This is a genomic window from Streptomyces sp. Mut1, assembly GCF_030719295.1.
Classification (GTDB): domain Bacteria; phylum Actinomycetota; class Actinomycetes; order Streptomycetales; family Streptomycetaceae; genus Streptomyces; species Streptomyces castrisilvae.
This window is the reverse complement of the sequence record NZ_CP120997.1, coordinates 618,094-639,654: the sequence shown is the minus strand read 5'-3', so window position 1 is coordinate 639,654 and position 21,561 is coordinate 618,094. Positions and strand designations below refer to the sequence as shown.

General features: G+C 72.0%; 14 protein-coding genes, 2 pseudogenes and 1 riboswitch. Of the genes and pseudogenes, 9 read left to right on the top strand and 7 right to left on the bottom strand.

Features of this window, described 5'->3' with window-relative positions:
* Positions 1 to 51: 51 nt before the first annotated feature.
* Positions 52 to 849 (bottom strand): 2,3-dihydro-2,3-dihydroxybenzoate dehydrogenase, encoded by a 798-nt coding sequence (locus tag P8A18_RS02460; protein ID WP_306051321.1) that lies wholly within the window; start codon positions 847 to 849, stop codon positions 52 to 54.
* Positions 846 to 1,133 carry a hypothetical protein gene (locus P8A18_RS02455; protein ID WP_306051319.1) on the bottom strand — a complete coding sequence of 96 codons (288 nt, stop codon included), beginning with the start codon at positions 1,131 to 1,133 and terminating at the stop codon, positions 846 to 848. The genes P8A18_RS02460 and P8A18_RS02455 overlap by 4 nt, the downstream gene beginning before the upstream one ends.
* A gap of 351 nt (positions 1,134 to 1,484) precedes the next feature.
* On the opposite strand from P8A18_RS02455, the pseudogene P8A18_RS02450 reads away from it, so the two are divergent.
* Positions 1,485 to 1,747, top strand: a pseudogene (locus P8A18_RS02450) (ATP-binding cassette domain-containing protein); the annotation flags it as partial.
* A gap of 127 nt (positions 1,748 to 1,874) precedes the next feature.
* Here the strand turns inward: P8A18_RS02450 and P8A18_RS02445 are convergent.
* Positions 1,875 to 2,078, bottom strand: a complete 204-nt coding sequence (locus P8A18_RS02445) for a hypothetical protein (RefSeq protein WP_306051317.1) — start codon at positions 2,076 to 2,078, stop codon at positions 1,875 to 1,877.
* Positions 2,050 to 2,234, top strand: a riboswitch (cyclic di-AMP (ydaO/yuaA leader). (Overlaps the previous gene by 29 nt.)
* Before the next feature lie 3 nt (positions 2,235 to 2,237).
* Between P8A18_RS02445 and P8A18_RS02440 the strand changes: the two genes are divergently transcribed.
* The 4 genes and pseudogenes from P8A18_RS02440 to P8A18_RS02425 form a co-directional block, all read left to right on the top strand.
* Positions 2,238 to 3,110 (top strand): transglycosylase SLT domain-containing protein, encoded by an 873-nt coding sequence (locus tag P8A18_RS02440; protein ID WP_306051315.1) that lies wholly within the window; start codon positions 2,238 to 2,240, stop codon positions 3,108 to 3,110.
* A 168-nt stretch (positions 3,111 to 3,278) separates the two neighbouring features.
* Positions 3,279 to 3,467: an antitoxin gene (locus P8A18_RS02435; RefSeq protein ID WP_018555401.1), complete on the top strand. Its 189-nt coding sequence runs from the start codon at positions 3,279 to 3,281 to the stop codon at positions 3,465 to 3,467.
* 136 nt (positions 3,468 to 3,603) lie between these two features.
* Positions 3,604 to 6,171, top strand: a complete 2,568-nt coding sequence (locus P8A18_RS02430; protein WP_306051313.1) for a SpoIIE family protein phosphatase — start codon at positions 3,604 to 3,606, stop codon at positions 6,169 to 6,171.
* Positions 6,172 to 6,189: 18 nt separating this feature from the next.
* Positions 6,190 to 6,300 (top strand): annotated as a pseudogene (locus P8A18_RS02425) (DUF6059 family protein); the annotation flags it as partial.
* A 22-nt stretch (positions 6,301 to 6,322) separates the two neighbouring features.
* Here the strand turns inward: P8A18_RS02425 and P8A18_RS02420 are convergent.
* Both P8A18_RS02420 and P8A18_RS02415 read right to left on the bottom strand, forming a co-directional pair.
* A complete protein-coding gene (locus P8A18_RS02420; RefSeq protein WP_306051311.1) occupies positions 6,323 to 7,645 on the bottom strand; it encodes a geranylgeranyl reductase family protein in 1,323 nt (440 codons plus the stop codon).
* 419 nt (positions 7,646 to 8,064) lie between these two features.
* Positions 8,065 to 8,550 (bottom strand): potassium channel family protein, encoded by a 486-nt coding sequence (locus P8A18_RS02415; RefSeq protein ID WP_306051309.1) that lies wholly within the window; start codon positions 8,548 to 8,550, stop codon positions 8,065 to 8,067.
* A gap of 342 nt (positions 8,551 to 8,892) precedes the next feature.
* On the opposite strand from P8A18_RS02415, the gene P8A18_RS02410 reads away from it, so the two are divergent.
* A complete protein-coding gene (locus P8A18_RS02410; RefSeq protein WP_306060630.1) occupies positions 8,893 to 11,496 on the top strand; it encodes a SpoIIE family protein phosphatase in 2,604 nt (867 codons plus the stop codon).
* Between the two features lie 78 nt (positions 11,497 to 11,574).
* On the opposite strand, the gene P8A18_RS02405 is transcribed toward P8A18_RS02410, so the two are convergent.
* Positions 11,575 to 13,758: a discoidin domain-containing protein gene (locus tag P8A18_RS02405; protein WP_306051307.1), complete on the bottom strand. Its 2,184-nt coding sequence runs from the start codon at positions 13,756 to 13,758 to the stop codon at positions 11,575 to 11,577.
* Positions 13,759 to 14,222: 464 nt separating this feature from the next.
* On the opposite strand from P8A18_RS02405, the gene P8A18_RS02400 reads away from it, so the two are divergent.
* A complete protein-coding gene (locus P8A18_RS02400; protein WP_306051305.1) occupies positions 14,223 to 15,653 on the top strand; it encodes a helix-turn-helix domain-containing protein in 1,431 nt (476 codons plus the stop codon).
* 64 nt (positions 15,654 to 15,717) lie between these two features.
* Here P8A18_RS02400 and P8A18_RS02395 read toward each other — a convergent pair whose 3' ends face one another.
* Positions 15,718 to 19,200 (bottom strand): M28 family peptidase, encoded by a 3,483-nt coding sequence (locus tag P8A18_RS02395; protein ID WP_371933754.1) that lies wholly within the window; start codon positions 19,198 to 19,200, stop codon positions 15,718 to 15,720.
* A 434-nt stretch (positions 19,201 to 19,634) separates the two neighbouring features.
* On the opposite strand from P8A18_RS02395, the gene P8A18_RS02390 reads away from it, so the two are divergent.
* Both P8A18_RS02390 and P8A18_RS02385 read left to right on the top strand, forming a co-directional pair.
* Positions 19,635 to 20,558 (top strand): oxidoreductase, encoded by a 924-nt coding sequence (locus P8A18_RS02390; protein ID WP_306051302.1) that lies wholly within the window; start codon positions 19,635 to 19,637, stop codon positions 20,556 to 20,558.
* 1 nt (position 20,559) lies between these two features.
* The gene (locus P8A18_RS02385; RefSeq protein WP_026249251.1) at positions 20,560 to 21,552 is read left to right on the top strand and encodes an aldo/keto reductase; all 993 of its coding nucleotides are present in this window, start codon (positions 20,560 to 20,562) and stop codon (positions 21,550 to 21,552) included.
* The last annotated feature ends 9 nt before the right edge of the window (positions 21,553 to 21,561 follow it).

Here is a 21,561-nt window from a genome sequence, read left to right as displayed (position 1 = left end):
CTCCAGTGGGGGAGGGCTGCGAGCCGCTGTCAATGACGTGGTGCGTGCAGGTCAGGCCCGCAGGGTGGCGCCGCCGTCGACGTAGAGGTCGTGCAGGGTGATGTGGCGGGCGCGGTCGGACACGAGGAAGGCGACGGCCTCGGCGATGTCCGAGGGGTCGGCGATCCGGCCGAGCGGTATGCCCGTGCGGTAGCTCGCCAGGTCCCCGGCGATGACGCGCCGGGCCGCGGGCCCGTCGTCCCGCTCCTCGCCGGCCGGCCACATCCCGCGCTGCATGTCGGTGAGGGTGGAGCCCGGTGACACGGTGTTGCACCGCACGCCCAGGGGCGCCAGCTCAAGGCCGAGGCATTTGGTGAACATGACGGACGCGGCCTTCGACGCGGCGTAGGCCGCCATGGTCGTCCTGGGTATGCCCGCCGCGTTGGAGGCGACCGTGACGATGCTGCCCGCGCCGCGCCCTGCCATCCGGCGCGAGACGGCCCGCGAGACGTGGAACACCCCGTTGGTGTTGACGGCGAACGTCGCCGCCCAGTCCTCGTCCGTCAGCTCGCCGACCGGCGAACAGCGCAGTATCCCGGCGACGTTGACCGCGATGTCGAGTGCGCCGACGGTCTCCTCGGCATCGGCGACGAGGGCCTCCACGGCCGCCGCGTCCGTGACGTCGAGGACCCGCGCGACGACGCTCCCGCCGTGTTCGCGGGCGAGCGCGTCGATGCCTTCGCGGTCCACGTCGGTCGCCAGCACCCGGCAGCCGCGTTCGACGAGGACCCGCACGACCGCCTCGCCTATGCCGCGGCCCGCTCCCGTCACGAGGGCCAGCCGGCCGCTGAGTTCCTGGGCGGTGCTCACTTGACCATCGCCTTCCGGATGTCGTCGCGCACGGAGACGGCCGCCTGCGCGCCGCCGGGGCTCGTCCACCTGGTGCCGTCGATCACGGTCGCCTGGTGGACGCTCACCGCCGTTCCGGTCGCATCCGTCACCCGAGTCGTCGTCGCCTTGCCCGCGTGGGCGGACGCGTCCGGTTTGCCGGACGGCCCGCGGGTGCTCGGGGCGAGACCGCTGAAGCCGGCCGGCGAGACCGCCACGGCCGGGCGCAGGAGACGACGGGAGGAAGGGGTGGGATGCGGCGCCATGGCCTGGGATCTCCGTGTGTATGCGAGGGGCGAGTGGGTCCGGGCGGGCGTTCCGTAGCAACCGACAGGGGAGCGGTACAGAGCGATTGACGTCGTCTCAGGGCAGGGATGTGCCCCGGGAGCCGCCGAAATCCGCTCGGGACACTTAGGTTAGGCTAACCATATGTCGATCGTGCAAGGGGGACGGCCCAAATCAAGGACCCGCTCCAGTGAAATCCTGCTGAGGGAAGGGTGTTTCGTCCGCTGGGCGGCCATCGGGCTCGTACTCCCGCCGCCGCCCCTCGTTCCGCTCTCCCTCGTCATCGGCGCCAGCTCGGCCGGCGGCACCCGGCACCGCCTCACCGGCGAACCGGGCGCCCCGTCGTTGCGGACGTCGGTCGCGCCGTGCCCGCCGGACAGGCCGTCGCCGTCGTGGGCCCCAACGGATGCGGCAAGTCGACCCTGTTGCGCACCACCGCCCGGCTCCGCCGCCCCGCACCGGGCGCGGTGAACGCGTCGGCCGGCTCTCCGGCGGTCAGTGCCGGCGGTGCCGGCTCGCGAGGGTCCTCGCCCGGCGGACGCCGCTCACCCTGCTCGGCGAACCCACCGGCGCCCTCGGCCCCGGCCACGCCATGATGTCCCAATTGCCCACTTATGGATCAAAAGCCAAAAAGGGGCATTTCGGGGGTATTTAATGGTGCCTAAAGGTGTGAACACCGGGTAAATCGCCCCTTTCGGGCGCAGTGGCCAGCGTCACGTTTGTCATCCCTGACGCATGATCCGGTGTCGCGGTTCCCAGACGCGCCAAGAAAGTTGACTTCCGTCGGCGCCGCCGATGATGAGCATTTCCTTTGATTGATCTTGCAAAACAATTGTGATCACCAATTCCGGGCTTGTTCCGGCCGTCGTTTCTCGCTTACGGTCACCGACATCCAATCCGGATGGAACGCCGAATCCTGCCGCCATCCGGGAACCCGACCACTCACGTACGGCAGGAGCGGGGGACCCAGGTTTGCCGCCGGTCCGGTATCCGGAGCGGCTAGGGGTGAAGTCGCCATGTGCGGCCGGACATCTCCAGTCCGAACCCGACAGCTCACCTCGCAGGCGGCGGAGAGGAAATGCGCCATGCCCTTCCCGGGTAAGCACCGTCGTGCCAAGTCCACGTCCCTGACCCGCGGTTTCATCGCCGTGAGCGCGGGCGGAGCCGTTCTCGCGCTCCCCCTGATGACCGCCGGAACAGCTTCCGCGGCCCCCGCGAAGACCGCCGTCACCGAAAAGGCCGCCACCCCGACGTCCGTCGCGGGCAAGGAAATTGCTGTACGCAAGGCCACGCCCACCACCTATTCCGTGGTGTCCGGCGATTCCCTTTACAAGATCGCTCAGGGGCATTCCCTCAGCGGTGGCTGGGAGCGCCTGTACAAGGACAACCGGAACGTCGTCGGCAGCAACCCCGACCTCATTCACCCGGGTCTGAAGCTGACCATCGGTGCCACGTCGCAGGCCGCCGCACCCAAGGCCGCGACGAAGAGCGAATTCAAGGCGGAGACCGCCGAGAAGAAGGCCGACACCACCACGCGGACCGAGAGCGCCGACCGTGCCGACCGCTCGGAGCGCACGACGGTGCCCGTCGCCGAGAAGACCGCCGCGGCCACCGAGACGCAGACGGCCACCGCGTACACCGACGACCTCGACGGCTGGATCAAGGAATCCCTCGCCGTCATGGCCGAGAACGGCATCCCCGGCAGCTACGACGGGATCTACCGCAACATCATCCGCGAGTCCTCGGGCAACCCGTTCGCGATCAACAACTGGGACTCCAACGCTGTCGCCGGCACGCCCTCCAAGGGCCTGCTCCAGGTGATCCAGCCCACCTTCGACGCCTACCACGTGCCCGGCACCTCGATGGACATCTACGACCCGGTCGCCAACATCACGGCCGCGTGCAACTACGCCGCCGCCACCTACGGCTCGATGGACAACGTCTTCGGCGCCTACTGATCTCAGCGGCCCCGCGCTCGGGGCGGAGTCGTGAGCAGGGGTGGAAGGAAGCGACACGCTTCCTTCCACCCCTTTTCGCATGGCTGCCGGCGGGACCGCCCGCCCCGGGGTGCGGCAGCCGGGCAACGCGTGGATGCTGGGATGGTCAGCGTTCCAAGGAGGACAGTCATGAGCATGCTCGACAAGATCAAGGGCATGATCAAGGGGCATCCGGACCAGGCCCGCCAGGGAGTCGAGAAGGGCGGCGACTTCGTCGACAAGAGGACCGGTGGGAAGTACGGCAAGCAGGTCGATTCCGCCCAGAAGAAGCTCAATGACCAACTCGGTGACAGCCACCCGCGCAACGACGAGCGGTAGGCACCGGCACTCCTGAGCGGTGGACGCAGGATCAAGGCGTCCACCGCTCGGGCACGCCCCCGCATGCCCCGTGCCCCCGCCCGGACCGGACGCGTCCGACGTGCGCCGACCGGCACCCCGGGAGCATGCTGGCTGGGTGACCTGGTACGGCGCGGCCGGGCGGACGCCGCTCGGCCCGAGCGACGCCCCGTCCGGGAGACTGCGGGACGGCCGGGCACCGGACGATCTGTCGCTGGTGCTCGCCCAGTCCGTCGTGAACGCCGTCGGAGCCGTCGGCGGACAGGCCGGCGGTGTCTACCTGCGCTCCGGGACCCCCGGCCTGCTGCGGCTCGCCGTTCTGGCGGGACTGCCCGGCCCGCTCTTCCGCCCCTGGTGGCGGATGCACGTGAACCGGCCCTTCCCGGTCGCCGAGGCCTTCCGCTCGGGCAGCCCCGTCTACCTCTCGGACGCCGAGGACGCCATGCGGCGCTTCCCGCAGCTCATGGCCGGTCTGCCCTTCCCGTTCGGCTCCCTCTACGTACCCGTCCTCCGCGGCCGCGCACCCATCGGTGTCCTGGTCGTCCTGCGCGCGGCGACCGGGGACGAGCCGGTGCGGCCCGAGGACCTCCACCGGATCCAGGACATCGCCGATGAGCTGGGCGCCGCCCTGACCGGCCTGGCGGACGGCGGCACCTGCCTGGAGTGGGAGGAGGAGCCGCTGCCCGTCCAGCTGCCCGCCGAGAGCTCCCCGCCGGTACGGATCGGCCGCTTCGAGTGGAACCTCGACACCGGCGCCGTCAGGGCGGACGACGGCCTCGGCGCGATCCTCGGCACCGGCCGCGGCGGCTTCCCCGGCACCATCGAGGCCCTGGCGGCCAGGCTCGCCCCGGAGGACGTGTACGGCCTGTGGGCGCTCGCCCGGCAGGCGGCGGGCTCGGCGGGCCCCGTCGTCCGCAGGATGCGGCTGCGCGGCCCCGACGGGCGCTCCCACCTGCTGGAGGTCTCCGGGCGCCGGGACGAGGACGCCGGCCCCGGCGGGCACCTGACCGGCTTCCTGGTGGACCTGGGCATCGGCCCGGTCGTCCCCGAGGCAGCCGACCGGCTGCCGCGCGGCATCTTCTCGGTCGACCGCTACGGCCGGATCACCTACCTGAACCGGCTGGCCGAGGAGCTGCTCGGCCGGGCCCGCGCCGAACTGGTCGGGCGGGTGTTCTGGGAGGTCCTGCCCGCGTTCGCGAACCCCGCCTACGAGGACCACTACCGGGCCGCGATGATCTCCGACGCCCCGGTCCACTTCCTGGCCCGCCGCAATCCGCCGCCCTGGCTCGCCGTCTCCCTCTACCCCGGCCACGACGGGCTGACCGCCGTCCTCACCCCCACCGAGGAGCCGGCCTACGCCCCCGGCTCCGTCGCCTCGCCCGGCCTGGGCCTCGGCTCCCCGGCCGACCGGTCCGCCGCGCTCTACCGCCCGGTCGCCCTGGCCATCGCCCTCACCGAGGCCGTCACCGCCCGGCAGGTCTCCCGCGTGGTCACCGAGGAACTGCTCCCCGCCTTCGGCGGCCGGCAACTGGCGATCTACCTCCTCAAGGAGGGCCACCTCTACCTGGAGTGGGAGACGGGCTTCCCCCAGGGCTTCCTCGACCGGTTCGACGCCGTCGGCCTGGACGCCCGCATCCCCGGCGTGGAGACCCTCACCACCGGGCGCCCCATCTTCTTCGAGTCGATGCAGCACCTGGCCGCCGCCTACCCGGGCATCCCCATGGACGCCGACGTCGGCGCCCGCGCCTTCCTGCCGCTGATCGCCTCCGGCCGCCACGTCGGCTCCTGCATCCTCGGCTTCGACCAGCCGCGCGGCTTCAGCCCGGAGGAGCGTACGGTCCTGACCGCACTGGCCGGACTGATCGCGCAGGCACTGGAGCGGGCCCAGCGCTACGACGCCGAGGCCGCCCTCGCCCGCGGCCTCCAGGGCGCCCTGCTGCCGCACCGGCTGCCCGTCGTGCCCGGCGTCGGCACCGAGGGCCGCTACCTCGCCGGCACCCAGGGCATGGACGTCGGGGGCGACTGGTACGACGTGATCGAGACCGGCAGCCGGCTCGCCCTGGTCATCGGGGACGTCCAGGGCCACGGAGTCGCCGCAGCCGCGACCATGGGCCAGCTCCGCAGCGCCGTCCGGGCCTTCGCGCTCGGCGGCCACGACCCGCAGGAGGTCATGAGCGGCACCAACCGCCTGCTCATCGACCTCGACACCGGGCAGTTCGCGAGCTGCTGCTACATCGTGATGGACCCGGCCACCGGCCGCACGCACGCCGTGCGCGCCGGACACCCCCAGCCCGTCCTGCGCCACCCCCACGGCACCGCCGAGGTCCTGGAGCTGCCGGGCGGCATCGTGCTCGGCGTCGACGCCGACGCGTCCTACCCCGTCACCGAACTGCACCTGGAGCCGGGCGCCCTGCTCGCCCTGTACACCGACGGGCTCGTCGAGGAGGCGGGCATCGACATCGACATCGGCGTCGAGCGGCTGCGCGGCACGATCGCCGGCCTCGGCCCGGCCCCGCTCACCGAGACCGCGGACCAGGTGATCCGCCGGGCCCGACAGGCCCCCGACCGCCCCGACGACATCGCCCTGCTCCTCGCCGCCCGCTGGACCGGGCAGGACGGCGACGCCGATGCCGGCCGGGCGGGCCCGGCGCACACGGGCCCCGCGGGCGGCTTCGGAACCCCTTGACCGGCCCGAAGGCGCCGAGGGCGGCCTCGTACCGGCCACCCCGAGCGGCTGTGCCCCGAAGTCCCGCTCAGCGAGGCGGAGAAGACCTGGGGACGGCAACTGCTCGAAGTGCCCGGGGCGGACGTGTAGCCGGCCCGGCCCCACGGGGCGGTCAGCGGCGCCGGGGACCGGGGGCGGGGACGAGACGGACCGCCGTGTTCAGCACATGGTCGATCGCGTCGCGCGAGGGGTGCTGGGTGAGGTTGGTGAGGAGCCTGGCCAGGGTGTTGAGCAGGGCCGGTGAGCCCATCACGTAGCGGTTGAGCACCGGCTGGAAGCCCGAGCGGCTGAAGACCAGGTCGGCCGCCGTGTTGCCGAGCCGGTAGTAGCGGCCCCAGCGGCGGTTCATCTCGGCCGGATAATGGCGCAGCGCCCGCTCCCGCCTCGGGCCCGGCGGCAGCGCGAGCGCGAGCGCCGTCGTCTCGGCGGCGACCTCACCCGCCTCCATGGCCTGCCCGATGCCCTCGCCGTTCCACGGGCTGACCATGCCTCCGGAGTCGCCGACGAGCAGGAGCCCCCGCGTGTACAGGGGATGGCGGTTGAAGCCCAGCGGGAGGGCGGCACTGCGCACGGGTCCCTCGGCGTTCTCCTCCCGCAGCCCCCACTCCGCGGGCGTACGGGCCAGCCACCGGTCCAGCGTCGCGCGCAGGTCCGCGCTGCCGTGGCGGCGGTGGGGGAGCGCGCCGAGGCCGACGTTGACCCGGCCGTCGCCCATCGGGAAGATCCAGCCGTACCCCGGCAGATAGTGGTCGCTGCGGGGGAAGCGCAGATCGGCCCAGAGTTCGAGGAACTCCTCCCGGGAGCGCTCGGGGCTGCGGTAGTACCGCCGGGCGGCCGTCGCGATCTGCCGTCCGGGGTCCCGCTGGAGCCCCATGGCCAGGGCGATCCGGGCCGAGGCGCCGTCGGCGGCGATCACGACCGGCGCCCGGTGCGCCACCGGCCCGGCCTCCGACGCGGCCGTCACCCCGGTGATCCGGCCCGCCCGGTCGGTCACCGGCTCCCTGACCTTCACCCCGGTACGCAGCCGGGCCCCGGCGGCGACGGCGTGCCGGGCCAGGATGTCGTCGAAGTCGTGCCGGCTGCGGGTGAGCCCGAAATCCGGGAAGCCGCCCAGCGCGGGCCAGTCGATCTGCACCTGCCGGTCACCGGCCACCCAGCGCATGCCCCGCGACCGGGTCCACCCCGGGGCCTTGATGTCGACGCCCATCCGGATCAGCTGGTGCACCGCGCGCGGGGTCAGGCCGTCCCCGCACACCTTCTCGCGGGGGAAACGGGACTTCTCCAGCAGCAGCACATCGACACCGGCCCTGGCGAGGTGGTAGGCGGCCGACGAACCGGCCGGCCCCGCCCCCACCACGATCACCTGTGCCTCCTCGGCACCGCCGCCGGCGGTCTCCTCGTCCGACGGCGACCGCTCTGCACGCGTCTCCCGCATGGGGCTCCCTTCCTCGGTCGGCACCGCCGCCCGAGGACGACGGCCCAGTACACCGACATCCTGCCGGGTCACCCCGCTCCCCGGGAGGGTGATCAACAAGGTCCCGGAGAACGCCGCCCACGGGCCGCCGGGAATCGGAAGGGCATACGAGAACCGCCCGTCCGTCCGCCCGCGTGCGGCGGGCCCGACGACGGAGGGGCGGCGGTGCGACGCGGTCAGTAGGGCAGTGGGCGCCCGGACGGCGTGCGCAGATCGAGGGGCGGCGGACGTTGCGGAAGCTGAGGACGCCGGACGACTCTGATGCGGCCCACTGCCACCACCTCCTGTCGGTAACCGGACCTATGCCCGGCCCGGAGCCGTTCACACGTCACCGGGCCGGCCGGCGTGGTCCGGCGGGCCGCACACCGCCGGCGCACCGCTCAGCCCCGCGGCCCGTGACCCGCGTCGGCGAGCATCCGCTCGATGCGGTCGAACCGCTCGTGCAGCAGCTGCTCGGTCTCGTCCCGCATCGCACGCGCGGCGTGCTCGGCCTCGCGCGCGAGCCGGTGGCGGCGCCGCTGCTCGTGCCCCACGAACCAGGTCGCGAGGGCCGCCGTGACCATCCCGTACGTCGTGATGCCGACGCCCATCACGGCGACGGCGACGATCCGCCCCCACAACGTCACCGGGAAGAAATCGCCGTAACCCACGGTCGTCGCGGTCTCCGCCGACCACCACAGCGCCTTGGGGTACGAGGTGATGGTGGCGTGCGGGGCGTGCCGCTCGGCCACCAGCACCACCCACGAGCCCACCAGCACGGTCAGGGCGAGCAGCACCGTCGCCCAGCCCGCCGCCTTGAGGTGCAGCGAACGGTTCTCCCGGCCGAGCAGCAGCTCGACCGCCTTGGTCAGGAATACAGGCACCATTTCGCCGATCATGCGGCGCGGGCGGCCCCCGGGGCGGACGGGCGCGCGTCCGTCCGCCCCGCGTCACCCGATCGCACCGGCCGGGCCCGCCCCCGCCCGGTCCGGGTCGCTCACGCCGATCGCACTCCGGTAATCCGTGTTAAACCTGAATACGTGGGTGGTACAGGTCGATTCCGGGCGTGGTCTCACCGCTCCGCCCGGCGGCCGCATCGACACGATGGCGGCCGCCCAGGCGGTGACGAACCCGCGCCCTCCGGGCCGCCCCACGTGCGGACCCCGCCAGGGCGCCGGCTGCGCGCCCTGTTCAGTGTCCGCACGGTGGCGGGCCAGTTCTTCGTCCTCATGCTGAGCATCGTCGTCCTGCTCGTCTCGGCGGCCGTCGTCGCCCTGGTGGTGCAGGGCAGGCGCGACAGCATGAGCGCGGCCCGTGCCCAGTCGCTGAGCGTCGCGCAGGCCTTCGCCCACGCGCCCGGCGTCGCCGCCGCGCTGGACAGCAAGGACCCCACCAAGGTCCTCCAGCCGCGCGCCGAGGAGATCCGGCAGAGCACCGGCGTGGAGTACGTCATCGTGGCCGGCACCAACGGCATCCGGTACACCCACCGCGACATCGCGCTCATCGGCAAGAAGATCCCCGGCCCCTACGAGGAGGCCCTGGCGGGACGCTCCGTCACCCGTACGGTCTCCGCGAGCCGGGGCAGGTCGGTCGCCTCCGCCGTACCCGTCCGGCGCAGGGACGGATCGGTGGCCGGACTGGTGGCCGTGGGCATCAGGGTCGAGGCCGTGAACCGGTTGGCGTACCCGAGCATGCCGCTCACCATCGGCGCCGGAGTGGCCGCCCTCGCCCTCACCACGGCAGGCGCTGCCCTGGTGAGCCGCCGCCTGCGCCGCCAGACACGCGGCCTGGGCCCGGCCGAGATGACCCGGATGTACGAACACCACGACGCGGTGCTGCACGCCGTGCGCGAGGGCGTCCTCATCATCGGCGCCGACCACCGGCTGCTGCTGGCCAACGACGAGGCACGGCGCCTGCTCGACCTGCCCGCGGACGCGGAGGGCCGCGCGGTCACCGACCTCGGCCTGGACCCCGGGACCGGCGAACTCCTGGCCTCCGGACAGGTCGCCACGGACGAGCTGCGGCCCGCGGGGGACCGGCTGCTCGCCGTCAACCTCCGCCCCACCGAGGAGCGCGGCGGCCAGCCCGGCATGGTCGCCACCCTGCGCGACACCACGGAACTGCGGGCCGTCACCGGACGGGCGGAGACCGTACGCGAGCGGCTGACGCTGCTCTACCGGGCGGGCGCCCTGATCGGCACCACTCTCGACGTCACCACCACCGCGCAGGAACTCGCGGACGTCGCGACCCCCGGATTCGCCGACTGCGTGACGGTCGACCTCGCCGACTCCGTCCTGCGCGGCGAGGAGCCGCGGCTGCCCGTCGGCGACGTCATGAACCTGCGCCGCACCGCCGTGCGCAGCGTCGGCGACGACCATCCGCTCTACCCGGCGGGGCAAGTCATCGGCTTCGTTCCGACCACCCCGGAGTCCCTCGGCACCACCGTCGGGCACACCTGGATCGTGTCCGACCTGACCACCTCCCAGCGGTGGCGCGACCCCGACCCCGAGCACGCGGCAGACATCCTGGAGCACGGATTCCACTCGCTGCTCTCCGTCCCCCTGCGGGCCCGCGGTGTCATCCTCGGCGTGGCCAACTTCTGGCGCGCGCAGAACGAGTCGTCCTTCGACCTGGACGACCTCTCCTTCGCCGAGGAACTGGTGGCCCGTGCCGCCGTGAGCGTCGACAACGCCTGGCGCTACACCCGCGAGCACGAGATGGCCGTCACCCTTCAGCGCAGCCTCCTTCCGCGCGGGCTGCCCGAGCAGAACGCCCTGGACGTCGCCTACCGCTACCTGCCGGCACAGGCCGGCGTGGGCGGCGACTGGTTCGACGTGATCCCGCTGTCCGGCGCACGGGTCGCCCTCGTCGTCGGCGACGTCGTCGGACACGGCCTGCACGCCGCGGCCACCATGGGCCGGCTGCGCACCACCGTGCTCAACTTCTCGACGCTGGACCTGGCACCCGACGAACTCCTCGGCCACCTGGACGAGCTGGTCGTCAGGATGGACCAGGACGAGGGGACGGGCGGCGGCGCGATCACCGGCGCCACCTGCCTGTACGCGATCTACGACGCCGTCTCCGGACGCTTCACGATCGCTCGGGCCGGCCACCCGGGGCCCGCGCTCGTGCTGCCCGACGGCACGGTGAGCTTCCCCGAGATGCCGGCCGGGCTGCCCCTCGGGATCGGCGGCATGCCCTTCGAGATGACCGAGTTCCAGGTGCCCGAGGGAAGCCGTCTGGTCCTGTACACGGACGGCCTGGTGGAGCGCCGCGACCGCGACATCGACGACGGCCTCGAACTCCTGCGCCGCTCGCTCACCGACCGCGACCGGACACCGGAGGAGACCTGCGACGACGTGCTGGACGCCATGATGCCCAGCCACCCCGGCGACGACGTCGCCCTGCTGGTCGCCCGCACCCGCACGCTGGACCCGTCCCGGCGCATCCAGTGGGACGTCCCCCCGGACCCCGCCGCCGTCGCGGGCGTCCGCAAGCAGGCCATCCGCTGGCTGTCCGACCAGGGTCTCGACGAGGAGGGGTTCGTCACCGAACTCATCCTGAGCGAACTCGTCACCAACGCCATCCGCTACGGCTCCGAGCCCATCAAGGTCCGGCTGCTCCACGACCGGTCCCTGATCTGCGAGGTGTCGGACTGCAGCAGCACCTCCCCGCACCTGCGCTACGCCGCCACGACGGACGAGGGCGGCCGTGGCCTCTTCCTGGTCGCCCAGTTCGCCGAGCGCTGGGGCGCCAGGTACACCGACCGGGGCAAGGTCATCTGGTCCGAGCAGACGCTCGGCGGCCCGCCCCCGGCCCAGTGGCCCCTGTGACGGCGACGCGGGGCCCGGCACACCGCCGGGCCCCGCGCCGTTCACTCACCTCGTACACCAGGTGTCATGCGCCTTCCGTCACGGGAAGGAGACGACCTGCGACGGAATGGTGTCGGTCCCCGAGGTGGGCGACCCTGTGCTGTTGATGACGTGGTTGTACTGTCCCTGGCCGCCGAGGGAGACGACGATCAGGTCGTGGAACTTCACGCCGGGCTTGACCGGGGCTTCGAAGCCGTGGTCCTGGCGGATGCTCGGGTCGACGTTGAAGTAGCAGTAGCTGCCGAGTCCCCAGCCCTCGTGGGTGGTGACGGAGTCGTCGACCTTGTAGGCGGCGAAGCCCTTGGTGTCACCGTTCTGGATGGCGTCCTGGTTGGGAACGTCGTACGCCTTCTCGTTCTGGAAGAAGATCGTCCTGCCGTTCTCGCCGGACCAGCGGACGTCGTACTTGTTGAAGTGCTCCACGAAGAGGCCGGTGGCCAGGACGTTGTCGCCGTTGACCTGGAGGCCGTAGTCGGACCGGTTGGTGTCCCAGCCGATGCCCTCGCCGTGGTCGGCGCGCCACAGCCAGGTGTGGTCGATGATCGTGTCGTTGCTGTTGATCACCATGCCCGTGGTCGCCTTGCCGGCGCCCGCGCCGCCGACGCGGATGAAGACGTCCTGGACGCTGGTCGGGTTGGCCGCGTGGCCGGCCGACGCGCCGTCGGGGCCGACCTGGACGAGCACCTGGGAGTTCTGCGGACCGGCGTCGACGAGGAGCCCGGCGAGCTTGACGCCGTCCACGTCACCGACCTTGATGGCGGTGACCCCGTTGTCCGGGATGATCGTGGCGAGGCCGAGGCCGAGCACGACGGTGTCGGCGCGGTCGATGTTGATCGTCTGGTCCACGTGGTAGATGCCCGGCGTGAACAGCAGGTGCAGGCCCTGCTGGACGGCCGCGTTGATGGTGGCGGCGGAGGCACCCGGCTTGACGACGTAGAACTGGCTCAGCGGGATCGAATCACCCTGCGGGGTGCCGTTCCAGGAGACACCGCGCGCGTTGGTGCGCTTGGCCGGGACGAAGACCTTGTAGTCGTTGCCGTCCAGGTAGAGGAACGGCTTCTCGCGGGAGACGGGGGTGGTGTCGAGCGTGGTGTAGGGAGGCTCGGGGAAGCTCTGCGCGGGGGCGCCCTCGACGCCGGAGAACGTCATGTTCCAGACGCCGTTGCCCCAGCTGCCGATGGTGCTGTCGCGGGTGTACCACTGCTGCTGCGAGTACGGTGCGACCTGGCCGTCGATCTTGCTGTCGGCGATGTACCCGCCGCTCGCCCAGCCGTAGCCGTCGGGCGCCAGGTTGAGCCCGCCCTTGACGTGCATCCGGCGGAACGGAGCCGCCTGCGAGACGGCCCAGCGGTCGGTGCCGTTGACCGGGTTGAGCGCGAGGTTCTCGGCCGAACGCCAGAAGTTCTGTGTGGCGTTGCCGTCGAACCAGCCGGCGTCGACGGTGACGTCACCGTTGAACGTGGTGTCGTCCGGCTTGAGACCGAGACCGGCGATCGAGGTGTAGAAGCCGATCTGGGCGTTGATGTTGTTGTACGTGCCGGGCTTGAACATCAGCGCGTAGCGGCCGGTGCCGAACTGCGCCGACTCCTGCTGGTGGAAGATCTCGTCGACCTTGCCCTGGATGTTGGGGGTCGACGGGTCGAACACCAGGACGTTCGGGCCGAGATCGCCGCCACCGGGGATCTGCTGACCGCCGTCTCCGCCCGTGGTGCCGAACACCTGGAATTCCCAGAGCGAGTAGCCGTACTGGGTGGCGCGGGTGGTTCCGGTCAGCCGGACGTAGCGGGCGGTGCCGGAGACGTTCAGCGTCTCGTCGCCACCGGGGCCCGTGGTGGTCGAGTAGGCGGTGCTCCACGTGTTGTCGTCCGTGGAGAACTCGATGCGGTAGCTCGTGGCGTAGGCGGCTTCCCACTTCAGCGCGATCTGGCTGACCGACGCGGAGGTGCCCAGGTCGACCTTGAGCCACTGCGGGTCGGAGAAGGCGCTCGCCCAGCGGGTGCCGTTGTCTCCGTCCACGGCGGCGGTCGCGGGGGTACCGGCGCCCTCCTGGCTGGAAGCGGTCACCGTCTTGCCCTGGGAGAGCAGGGAGGGGGCCGCGCTGGCGTCGGTCGACGGCACGAAGGCCAGGAGCGAGACGACGAGACCGGCGACGGCGGCCAGCACGCCGGTACGTCTTCTTCCGGACGAGGACGCGGGTCTGTGGAGCAAGGGGGGTCCATACATGGGGCAATGTCTCCTGAGTCGCGGAACGGGTGCACGACACGAAGCTGGAGAGCGCTCTCTCCGGCAGTTGGGGATACTTCTCCCTCGCTCACCCGGCGTCAATAGGTGTGCAACAACCGCTTTTTCAAGCGTCGTTGAAGACAACAGTTGACGACGGGTACGCGATGAGTATCCGTATTCGGGCCGCCTTGAGGCTGGTTGGCCGTAGGGGTGGCCGCGCCGTCGATTCAGGGGATGACGGAGCGTGTACGGGGAGTGAGCGCGGCGGAACGAGCCGTTGCCACCGCAATCACGCGACGCGCGCGGCGGGGCCGCGGCCCCGGACACCGCCGGCCGGCGCGGCTGTTACCGGACACGTGACCGCCGTCCCGGGGACAGCGGGCCCCGAGGGTCGCTATCCTCCGGTGCATGAGCCGTGAGTGTGGCGCACAGCGCGCCGCTGACCAGGCACGACGGGGTTCCGGATGAGCGCGGCGACGGGCCCCGTCGCGGCGGGGAGCCGGAGCGGGCAGGCATGGCAGGCGTTCGGCGCCCGGCTGCGTCACTGGCGCTGGCGGGCCGGACTCACCCAGGCCCAGGTGGGCCTCCGGGTCGGCTACGACCACACCGCCATCAGCAAACTCGAACACGGCAGCCGCAGGACCCCGCTCCCGCTGGCCCGCCGCCTGGACGACCTGCTGGCGGCCGGCGGAGACCTCCTGGCCGCCTGTGAGGAGGCCGAGGCGCGGGAACGGGCGGAGGCCGCGCCCGCCGAGCCGGGCCCGGTCCGGCAGGGGCCGCTGCCCGGCGAGCCCGCGGGCGGAACACTCACGGCGATGCTCCCGCCCGGGACCGTCCTGCCCACGCGGCTGCCCGCGTACGGCCTGGTCTGCCCGGTGCACGGGCGGGACGGCTGCGCGGTCCCGGCGCTGCCCGACGTTATTGCCCTGCACGCCCGGTTCTGCGCCATCGGCCCGGACACCTCGCCCCACCCGGCCCTGGACACCGACACCGTGCACGCGCTGACCGCGCTGCTCGCCGTCTGCCTGCGCGCCGACGAGGAGCACGCCTGGCCGGGGGCGACCGCCGTGGTCGAACGCACCCTGCACGCGATGCTCCGCTGGATGGCCCTCCCGGCCGGCTCGTACCGGGGCCGACTCGCGCCGCTGGCCGCCGAGTACGCCCAGTCGGCGGGCTGCCTGCGGCTGCTGTGGGGGCGTAACGGGACGGCGATGGCCTGGCTCGACCGGTCGCTGCTGTGGGCGGCGATGGCCGGCTACGTGGGGGCGCAGGTGGCGGCCCTCAGCGACATGAGCACCCTGGCCCGGCTGGAGGGCGACGGGCCCTCGGCGCTCGCATACGGCGAAGCCATCCGGAGGGTCGCGGCGGACCGGCCCTGGGCGGGCGCCATGAGCGATCTGTACCAGGCGCGCGGCCACGCGGTCCGCGGCGACGCCGACCGCACCCTGCACCACATCGGCCGCGCCTGGGCCCGGATGGACCGGGCCGGCGAGCGCGACGAGGCGGAGGCCCCGTGGCTCTCCGTCGCCTCCGTGCGCCTGCGGGTGGAGTCGGGCGCCGCCGGTGCGCTGCGCGATCTCGCCGCGGCCACCGGGGAACGGCGCTTCGCGCTCCGCGCCCTCGACGCGGCCGGTACGGCGATCAGGCTGCTGCCGCCAGGCATGCACTCGGCCCGGCTGCTGTTCCTGGCGCGGACGGCCGACGCCTACGTGTGCGCGGGCGAGCCGGCCGCCGCCGCGGCCGTCGCCGGGCCCGTCCTGGAGAACACCGAGGTGCACCCCTCGACCCTGCTCGGCCAGGAGCTGCGCGGGCTGTACACCCGGCTGGCCGGCCGCCCCGGCGACCGCTCCGAGACCGACGACTTCGTCCGCAGACTGGCCGCGGCGGTCCGCTGAGGGCGCACGACAGCGGGGGCGGGACGTGTGGACCACGCCCCGCCCCCGCCCCCCCGTCGCCGGATCAGCTCACATCGAGGGCCACATCGTCCAGCACGAAGCTGGTCTGCAGGTAGGCGTCCTCGTTACTGGTGAACCCGAGCGTCAACGTCTGACCGGCGGCCGAGCCGACGTCGAAGGTCTGCAGGACATAGCCGTTGCTCGCGTCGAGATTCGAGTACGTGGCCAGCGTCCGGGACCCCAGCTTGACGGTGAAGGTGTCGTACGCCTGTCCCCACGCCGACTCAGCGGTGTCGGTGCGCAGGTAGAACGACAGCCGGTACGTCGAGCAGCCGGCGGGCACGGTCACCGACTGCGTGGCGGTGTCGCTGTGCGTGCTGCCCCAGCCGCCGAACCATGCCTGGTACGCACCGCTGTGCGCGGGCTTCTCGGAGGTCCGGTTGTTGATGACACCGGCCGTCTGCGTCCAGGGCGCCGTCCCGTTCTCGAAGCCGCCGTTGGCCACGACCTGCCGCGGCTGGCAGCTGCCGCCGCCCCCGACCACGAGCGAGTACGTGGTGGTGTGGGTGGCGGTGCCGGTACCCGTCACGGTGAGCGTGTACGTACCCGCCGTGGCCTGCGCTCCGGCCGATACGGTCATCGTGGACGAGGACCCCGACTGCACCGAGGACGGCGCGAAGGAGACCGTGACACCGCTCGGCGCGCCCGTGGCCGTCAGCCGCACGTTCTGCGCGGAGCCGCTGGTGGTGGCCGTGGACACGGTGGCGGTCGCGGACCCGCCCGGCTGGACGTTCCCGGAGACCGGGTTCACCGAGACGGAGAAGTCGTCGGCCGGGGCGGTGGTGCCGACCGCTGTCTTCCACAGCGTGTAGGCGATCCCGTCGGCGCTGCGGTCGAGCGCGGTGGCGTTGATGTTGGAGGTGGTGTCGCAGGACTGGTGGTAGCAGGGGTCGTAGGAACGGCCCGCAGTGCCGCCCCACTTGGCAGCCTGGGCCGAGGTCTTGGTGTCACTGGCGCCGGTCGCGTACCCCGAGGTGGCGATGCCGCCCTGCTGGAAGGAGTAGTCGTCGGAGCGTCCCTGGCCCTCGACGTTCTCCTCCGGGGCGAGCCCGAGGGAGGTCCAGTACTCCTTCATCGGGGCGGAGGCGGAGGAGTTCAGGTTGTTGATGAAGTAGCCGCCGTTGGTCGAGGCGACCATGTCGAAGTTGTAGTAGGCCTTGATGGCACTGCGCTGGGCCGAAGTGAGCTGCCCGACGTAGTACTTGGAGCCCTGGAGGCCCTGTTCCTCGCCGTTCCACCAGGCGAAGCGGACGTGCTTGGTCATCGTGGGGTTCTGCTGGGCCAGCGCGAGGGCGTTCTCCAGCAGGGTCGCGGAGCCGGAGCCGTTGTCGTTGATTCCGGGCCCGGCGGACACGCTGTCCAGGTGGGCGCCGAACATCACGGTGCTGTCGGCGGGGCCGCCCGGCCAGTCCGCGATCAGGTTGTTGCCCGGGTAGGAGCAGGTGGTGCAGGTCTGCTCGCTGACGGTGTAACCGGCCGCCTGGAGCTTGCCCTTCACATAGGCGAGCGAGGCGGTGTAGCCGCTGCTGCCGGCCCGCCGGTTGCCGCCGTTCTGTGAGGCGATGGTCTGGAACTGGGCGAGGTGGGCCTGCACTTGGGCGACGCTGATGTCGGGCGGTGTGCCGCCGGGGCTGCCGCCTCCGTCGGTGACGGTCAGCGTGTACTGGGCGGTGTGCTCCTGGGTGCCCGCGCCCTTCACGGTGAAGGTGTACGACCCGGGCGCCGCGGCGGACGTGGTCGAGACCGTCATGGCCGACGTCGAGCCGGACTGAACGGAGGAGGGGCTGAAGGAGACGCTGACGCCGCCGGGCAGACCGCTCGCGGAGAGGTTCACCGTCTGGGCGCTGCCGGAGGAGACGGTCGTGCGCACGGTGGCGGTGACCGCGTTGCCCGCCTTCACCGAGCCGGAGGCCGGGTCGAGGGAGAGCGAGAAGTCGTTGTTCGCGCTCGGTGTGCAGGCCGGGTCACCGCTCTGGGCGGGGACACTGATCGCGTCCCACGCCGCCTTCGTGCGGCTGTGCAGCACACAGGTGGCGTCGAGGTTCTTGGCCGCGGTGAGGGTGGCCGTGCGGTAGCGCTTGTAGGTCATGCCGCTGGTCTTGAGGAGCATCCCGCCGTAGAAGACCTTGCCGGCGCTCTGGATGCCCACGCCGGTGACCGTGGAGTTGTTGCAGGTGGGGCTGGAGGGCTTGCCGCCGCCGGGGTTCGAGCCCTCGGCCAGCAGGTAGAACCAGTGGTTCAGCGGACCGGCCGCCGCGTGCTCCTCGGTGTTGGGTATGGAGGCGCTGTAGCAGTTCGGGTCGCCGATCTGGCCGGGGTTGTACATGATCCGGATCGGCCCGTTGCCGACGAGGTTGATCTTCTCGCCGACGGTGTAGTCCGGGTCGTCGTAGGGGGCCGGCTCATTGGTGTACGCCTCGGTCAGCGCGCCCATGATGTCGCCGGTGGCCTCGCCGAGCCCGGACTCGTTGTTGGCGCCGCCCGGTGTGTACTGGTCGATGCCGTGGCCGAACTCGTGGCCCACGACGTCCATGGCGCCGATCCACTGGTTGGCCTGGTTGTGGCCGATGGAGATGGAGGAGCCGTTCCAGTAGGCGTTGATGTCGTTGAGGCCGACCTTGACGGGCCAGCTGCGGCCGTTGCCGTCGTGGCCGTTGCGCCCGAGCCAGTCGCGCAGCATGTCCCACTCGTGCTGGGCCGCCCACATGACGTCGACGCAGCCGGTCTCCTTGCTGGAGGCGCTGCCCGTGCCCCAGGAGTCGGTCGACTTGGTGAAGACGCCGCCGGTGCTGTAGTCGGCGCAGCTCAGCCCCGGGCGGCTCGGGTCACGCAGTGAGTAACTGCCGCCGGAGTTCGTGGTGTTGATGGAGAGCGGGGAGGGGCCGTTCCACTGGCTGTTGCCCGTGCCCGCCTTGACGTCGTCGTAGCTGTCCAGGACCGCCCCGGTGCCCGCGTCGACGAAGACGTGCAGCCGGCTCGGCGCCTTCTCGCTCCGGCCGGTGAGCACGGTCTCCCAAGCGAGCCGGGAGCGCTTGCCGGTGGCCCGTACGACGAGCCGGTGGCTCTCGACCCGCTCCACCGAACGCAGTTGCTTGCGGGAGGTGGCCTCGGCCGACTTCGCCGAGACCGTCGCGGTGGTGGGCACGTTGATGCGCCGCGACAGGGCCGACTGCGAGCCGCGGACCCGGCCCTTGGCGTCGGCCACCACGACGGCGTCCCCGCCGACGACCGGCAGGCCGCGGTAGGTGCGCTCGTACGCGACGGAGTAGAGGCCGTTGATCCACGGGGTCACCGTGCGGCGCTCGTAGCGCTCCTCCGGGCCCTTGGCCAGGGTGTCGAGACCGCTGTCGGCCGCCCGGTCGGCGGCCGAGACGGCGGTGGTGAGCGCTGTGGGAACCGGGGGCGGTGACGGTTCCGCGGATGCTGACTGGCCGCTGACGGCGACCAGCATTCCGGCGAGGACGGCCAGGGTTGTCCCGGCCGTCAAGGGTCTGCGTTTCATCGAGGCTCCTCGTCTTCGTGGGGACCTCGGTCACGGGCAGTGGCGTGGGGAGACGCGCCCGCCCGTGCGGCAGCGTGGGCCGTCCGTCCGGGTGGTGTCCGTGAGCGAGCGACCGAACACTCACATGCCGTCATGACCCCGTCAACGAACTGCGGGCGCCTGGAAGGGAGTTGGCAAGTCTGGTCAAGTCGCCCCGCGACAACGCGCGGAAACCCGCGCGACTGCACGTCTGCGCGGGGGGTGTTGGTGCGGGGGTGGACAGGCGGCGAGGCGGACGTTATCCTGCACTCTCACCAAATCGGTGATCAACACGCGACTGTCGAGGCGATCGTATCGCTGAATCGGCAATTACGCAAGCCGTCCTGGCGACCCCTCATACGGTGGCCCCTCGGCCCCTCTCCACAAGGAAGGCATCAGCCTTGACCTCGCACTCCCTCGGCGCAGCGGCCGCAGGCACCTGGCGGCTCGGCGACCTGACCGTCAACCGCATCGGGTTCGGCGCCATGCGGCTGACCCAGAACGGCGCGGCCTTCAGCAACGAGCGCACCCCGCACGACCGGGACCGGGCCGTCGCCGTGCTGCGCCGCGCCGTCGAACTCGGCGTGAACCACATCGACACGGCGGCCTTCTACTTCTCGCCCCTGCGCTCGGCCAACGAGCTGATCAACCGGGCGCTCGGCCCCTACCCGGACGACCTGGTCATCACCACCAAGGTCGGCCCCGGGCGAGGCCCCTCGGGTGACTGGCTGGACTGGGCCCGGCCCGAGCAACTGCGCGGCCAGGTCCAGGAGAACATCCGCCAGCTCGGCCGCGACCACCTCGACGTGGTGAACCTGCGGATGAACGGGCCCGCCCCGATCGGCGACCGGTTCGCCGCCCTGGCCGAACTGCGCGAGGAGGGACTCGTCCGCCATCTGGGCCTGTCCAATGTCTGGCCCGAGCAGATAGCCGAGGCCCGCGCCATCGCCCCGGTCGTCTGCGTGCAGAACCGCTACGGCATTGGCGAGCGGCGCCCCGACTCCCAGGAGGTGCTGCGCATCTGCGCCGAGCTGGGCATCGCCTTCGTCCCCTTCTACGCCATCGCGGGCGCCGGCCGCGAGTCCGGGGCCACCGCCGCCGAGCACGAGGCGCTGCTCGACGTCGCCCGTGCCCATGACGCGTCGCCCGCCCAGGTCCGGCTGGCGTGGACCCTCCAGCAGGGCCCGCACGTCCTGGCCATCCCGGGCACCGGCGACCCCGCCCACCTGGAGGCCAACGTGGCGGCGGGCACCCTGCGGCTCACCGACGATGAGATGCGCCGGCTGACCGCGCTCGGGCAGCCCGCCGGACACGGACACCCGTAGCATGATCCCCATGGAGCAGCGCGAACTGGGCAGGACCGGACGGGACGTATCGGTCGTCGGACAAGGAACCTGGCAACTCGGCGGGGACTGGGGTGAGGTCCGCGAGGCGGACGCCCTCGGGGTGCTCGACGCGGCCGTCGAAGCGGGTGTCACCTTCTTCGACACGGCGGACGTGTACGGGGACGGGCGGAGCGAACAGCTCATCGGCCGCTATCTCAAGGAGCGGCCCGATGCCGGGGTCTTCGTCGCCACGAAGATGGGACGCCGGGCCGATCAGGTGCCGGAGAACTACACCCTGGACAACTTCCGTGCGTGGAACGACCGTTCCCGCGCCAATCTCGGGGTCGACACCCTCGACCTCGTACAGCTGCACTGCCCGCCCACCGCGGTCTACGCGTCCGACGAGGTGTACGACGCCCTCGACACGCTGGTGGCCGAGCGGCGGATCGCGGCGTACGCGGTGAGCGTGGAGACGTGCGCCGAGGCGCTGACGGCCATCGCCCGCCCCGGTGTCGCGAGCGTGCAGATCATCCTCAACCCGTTCCGCCTCAAGCCGCTGGACGAGGTCCTTCCGGCGGCGCGGGCAGCCGGAGTCGGCATCATCGCCCGGGTGCCGCTCGCCTCCGGGCTGCTGTCGGGCAAGTACACCGCGGACACCGTCTTCGCCGCCGGTGACCACCGCACGTACAACCGGCACGGCGAGGCGTTCGACCAGGGCGAGACGTTCTCCGGCGTCGACTTCGAGACCGGTGTGGCCGCCGCCGCGGAGTTCGCCGGGCTCGCTCCCGAGGGCGCGACGCCGGCCCAGACAGCGCTGCGCTGGATCATCCAGCAGCCGGGCGTCACCAGCGTCATCCCCGGAGCGCGCTCCACGGAGCAGGCACGGGCCAACGCGGCCGCCGCCGCGCTCGACCCGCTGCCGCAGAGCACGCTGGACGCGGTGCGCGACCTCTACGACCGCAGGATTCGCGCGGCGGTCCACGGCCGCTGGTAGGAGGCTCCG

Bases quoted from the DNA above. Each gene is read 5' to 3' on its own strand.
- P8A18_RS02455 (WP_306051319.1), bottom strand. From the start codon at position 1,133: ATGGCGCCGCATCCCACCCCTTCCTCCCGTCGTCTCCTGCGCCCGGCC.
- P8A18_RS02445 (WP_306051317.1), bottom strand. From the start codon at position 2,078: ATGGCGGCAGGATTCGGCGTTCCATCCGGATTGGATGTCGGTGACCGT.
- P8A18_RS02440 (WP_306051315.1), top strand. From the start codon at position 2,238: ATGCCCTTCCCGGGTAAGCACCGTCGTGCCAAGTCCACGTCCCTGACC.
- P8A18_RS02435 (WP_018555401.1), top strand. From the start codon at position 3,279: ATGAGCATGCTCGACAAGATCAAGGGCATGATCAAGGGGCATCCGGAC.
- P8A18_RS02420 (WP_306051311.1), bottom strand. From the start codon at position 7,645: ATGCGGGAGACGCGTGCAGAGCGGTCGCCGTCGGACGAGGAGACCGCC.
- P8A18_RS02415 (WP_306051309.1), bottom strand. From the start codon at position 8,550: ATGGTGCCTGTATTCCTGACCAAGGCGGTCGAGCTGCTGCTCGGCCGG.
- P8A18_RS02410 (WP_306060630.1), top strand. From the start codon at position 8,893: ATGCTGAGCATCGTCGTCCTGCTCGTCTCGGCGGCCGTCGTCGCCCTG.
- P8A18_RS02405 (WP_306051307.1), bottom strand. From the start codon at position 13,758: ATGTATGGACCCCCCTTGCTCCACAGACCCGCGTCCTCGTCCGGAAGA.
- P8A18_RS02400 (WP_306051305.1), top strand. From the start codon at position 14,223: ATGAGCGCGGCGACGGGCCCCGTCGCGGCGGGGAGCCGGAGCGGGCAG.
- P8A18_RS02385 (WP_026249251.1), top strand. From the start codon at position 20,560: ATGATCCCCATGGAGCAGCGCGAACTGGGCAGGACCGGACGGGACGTA.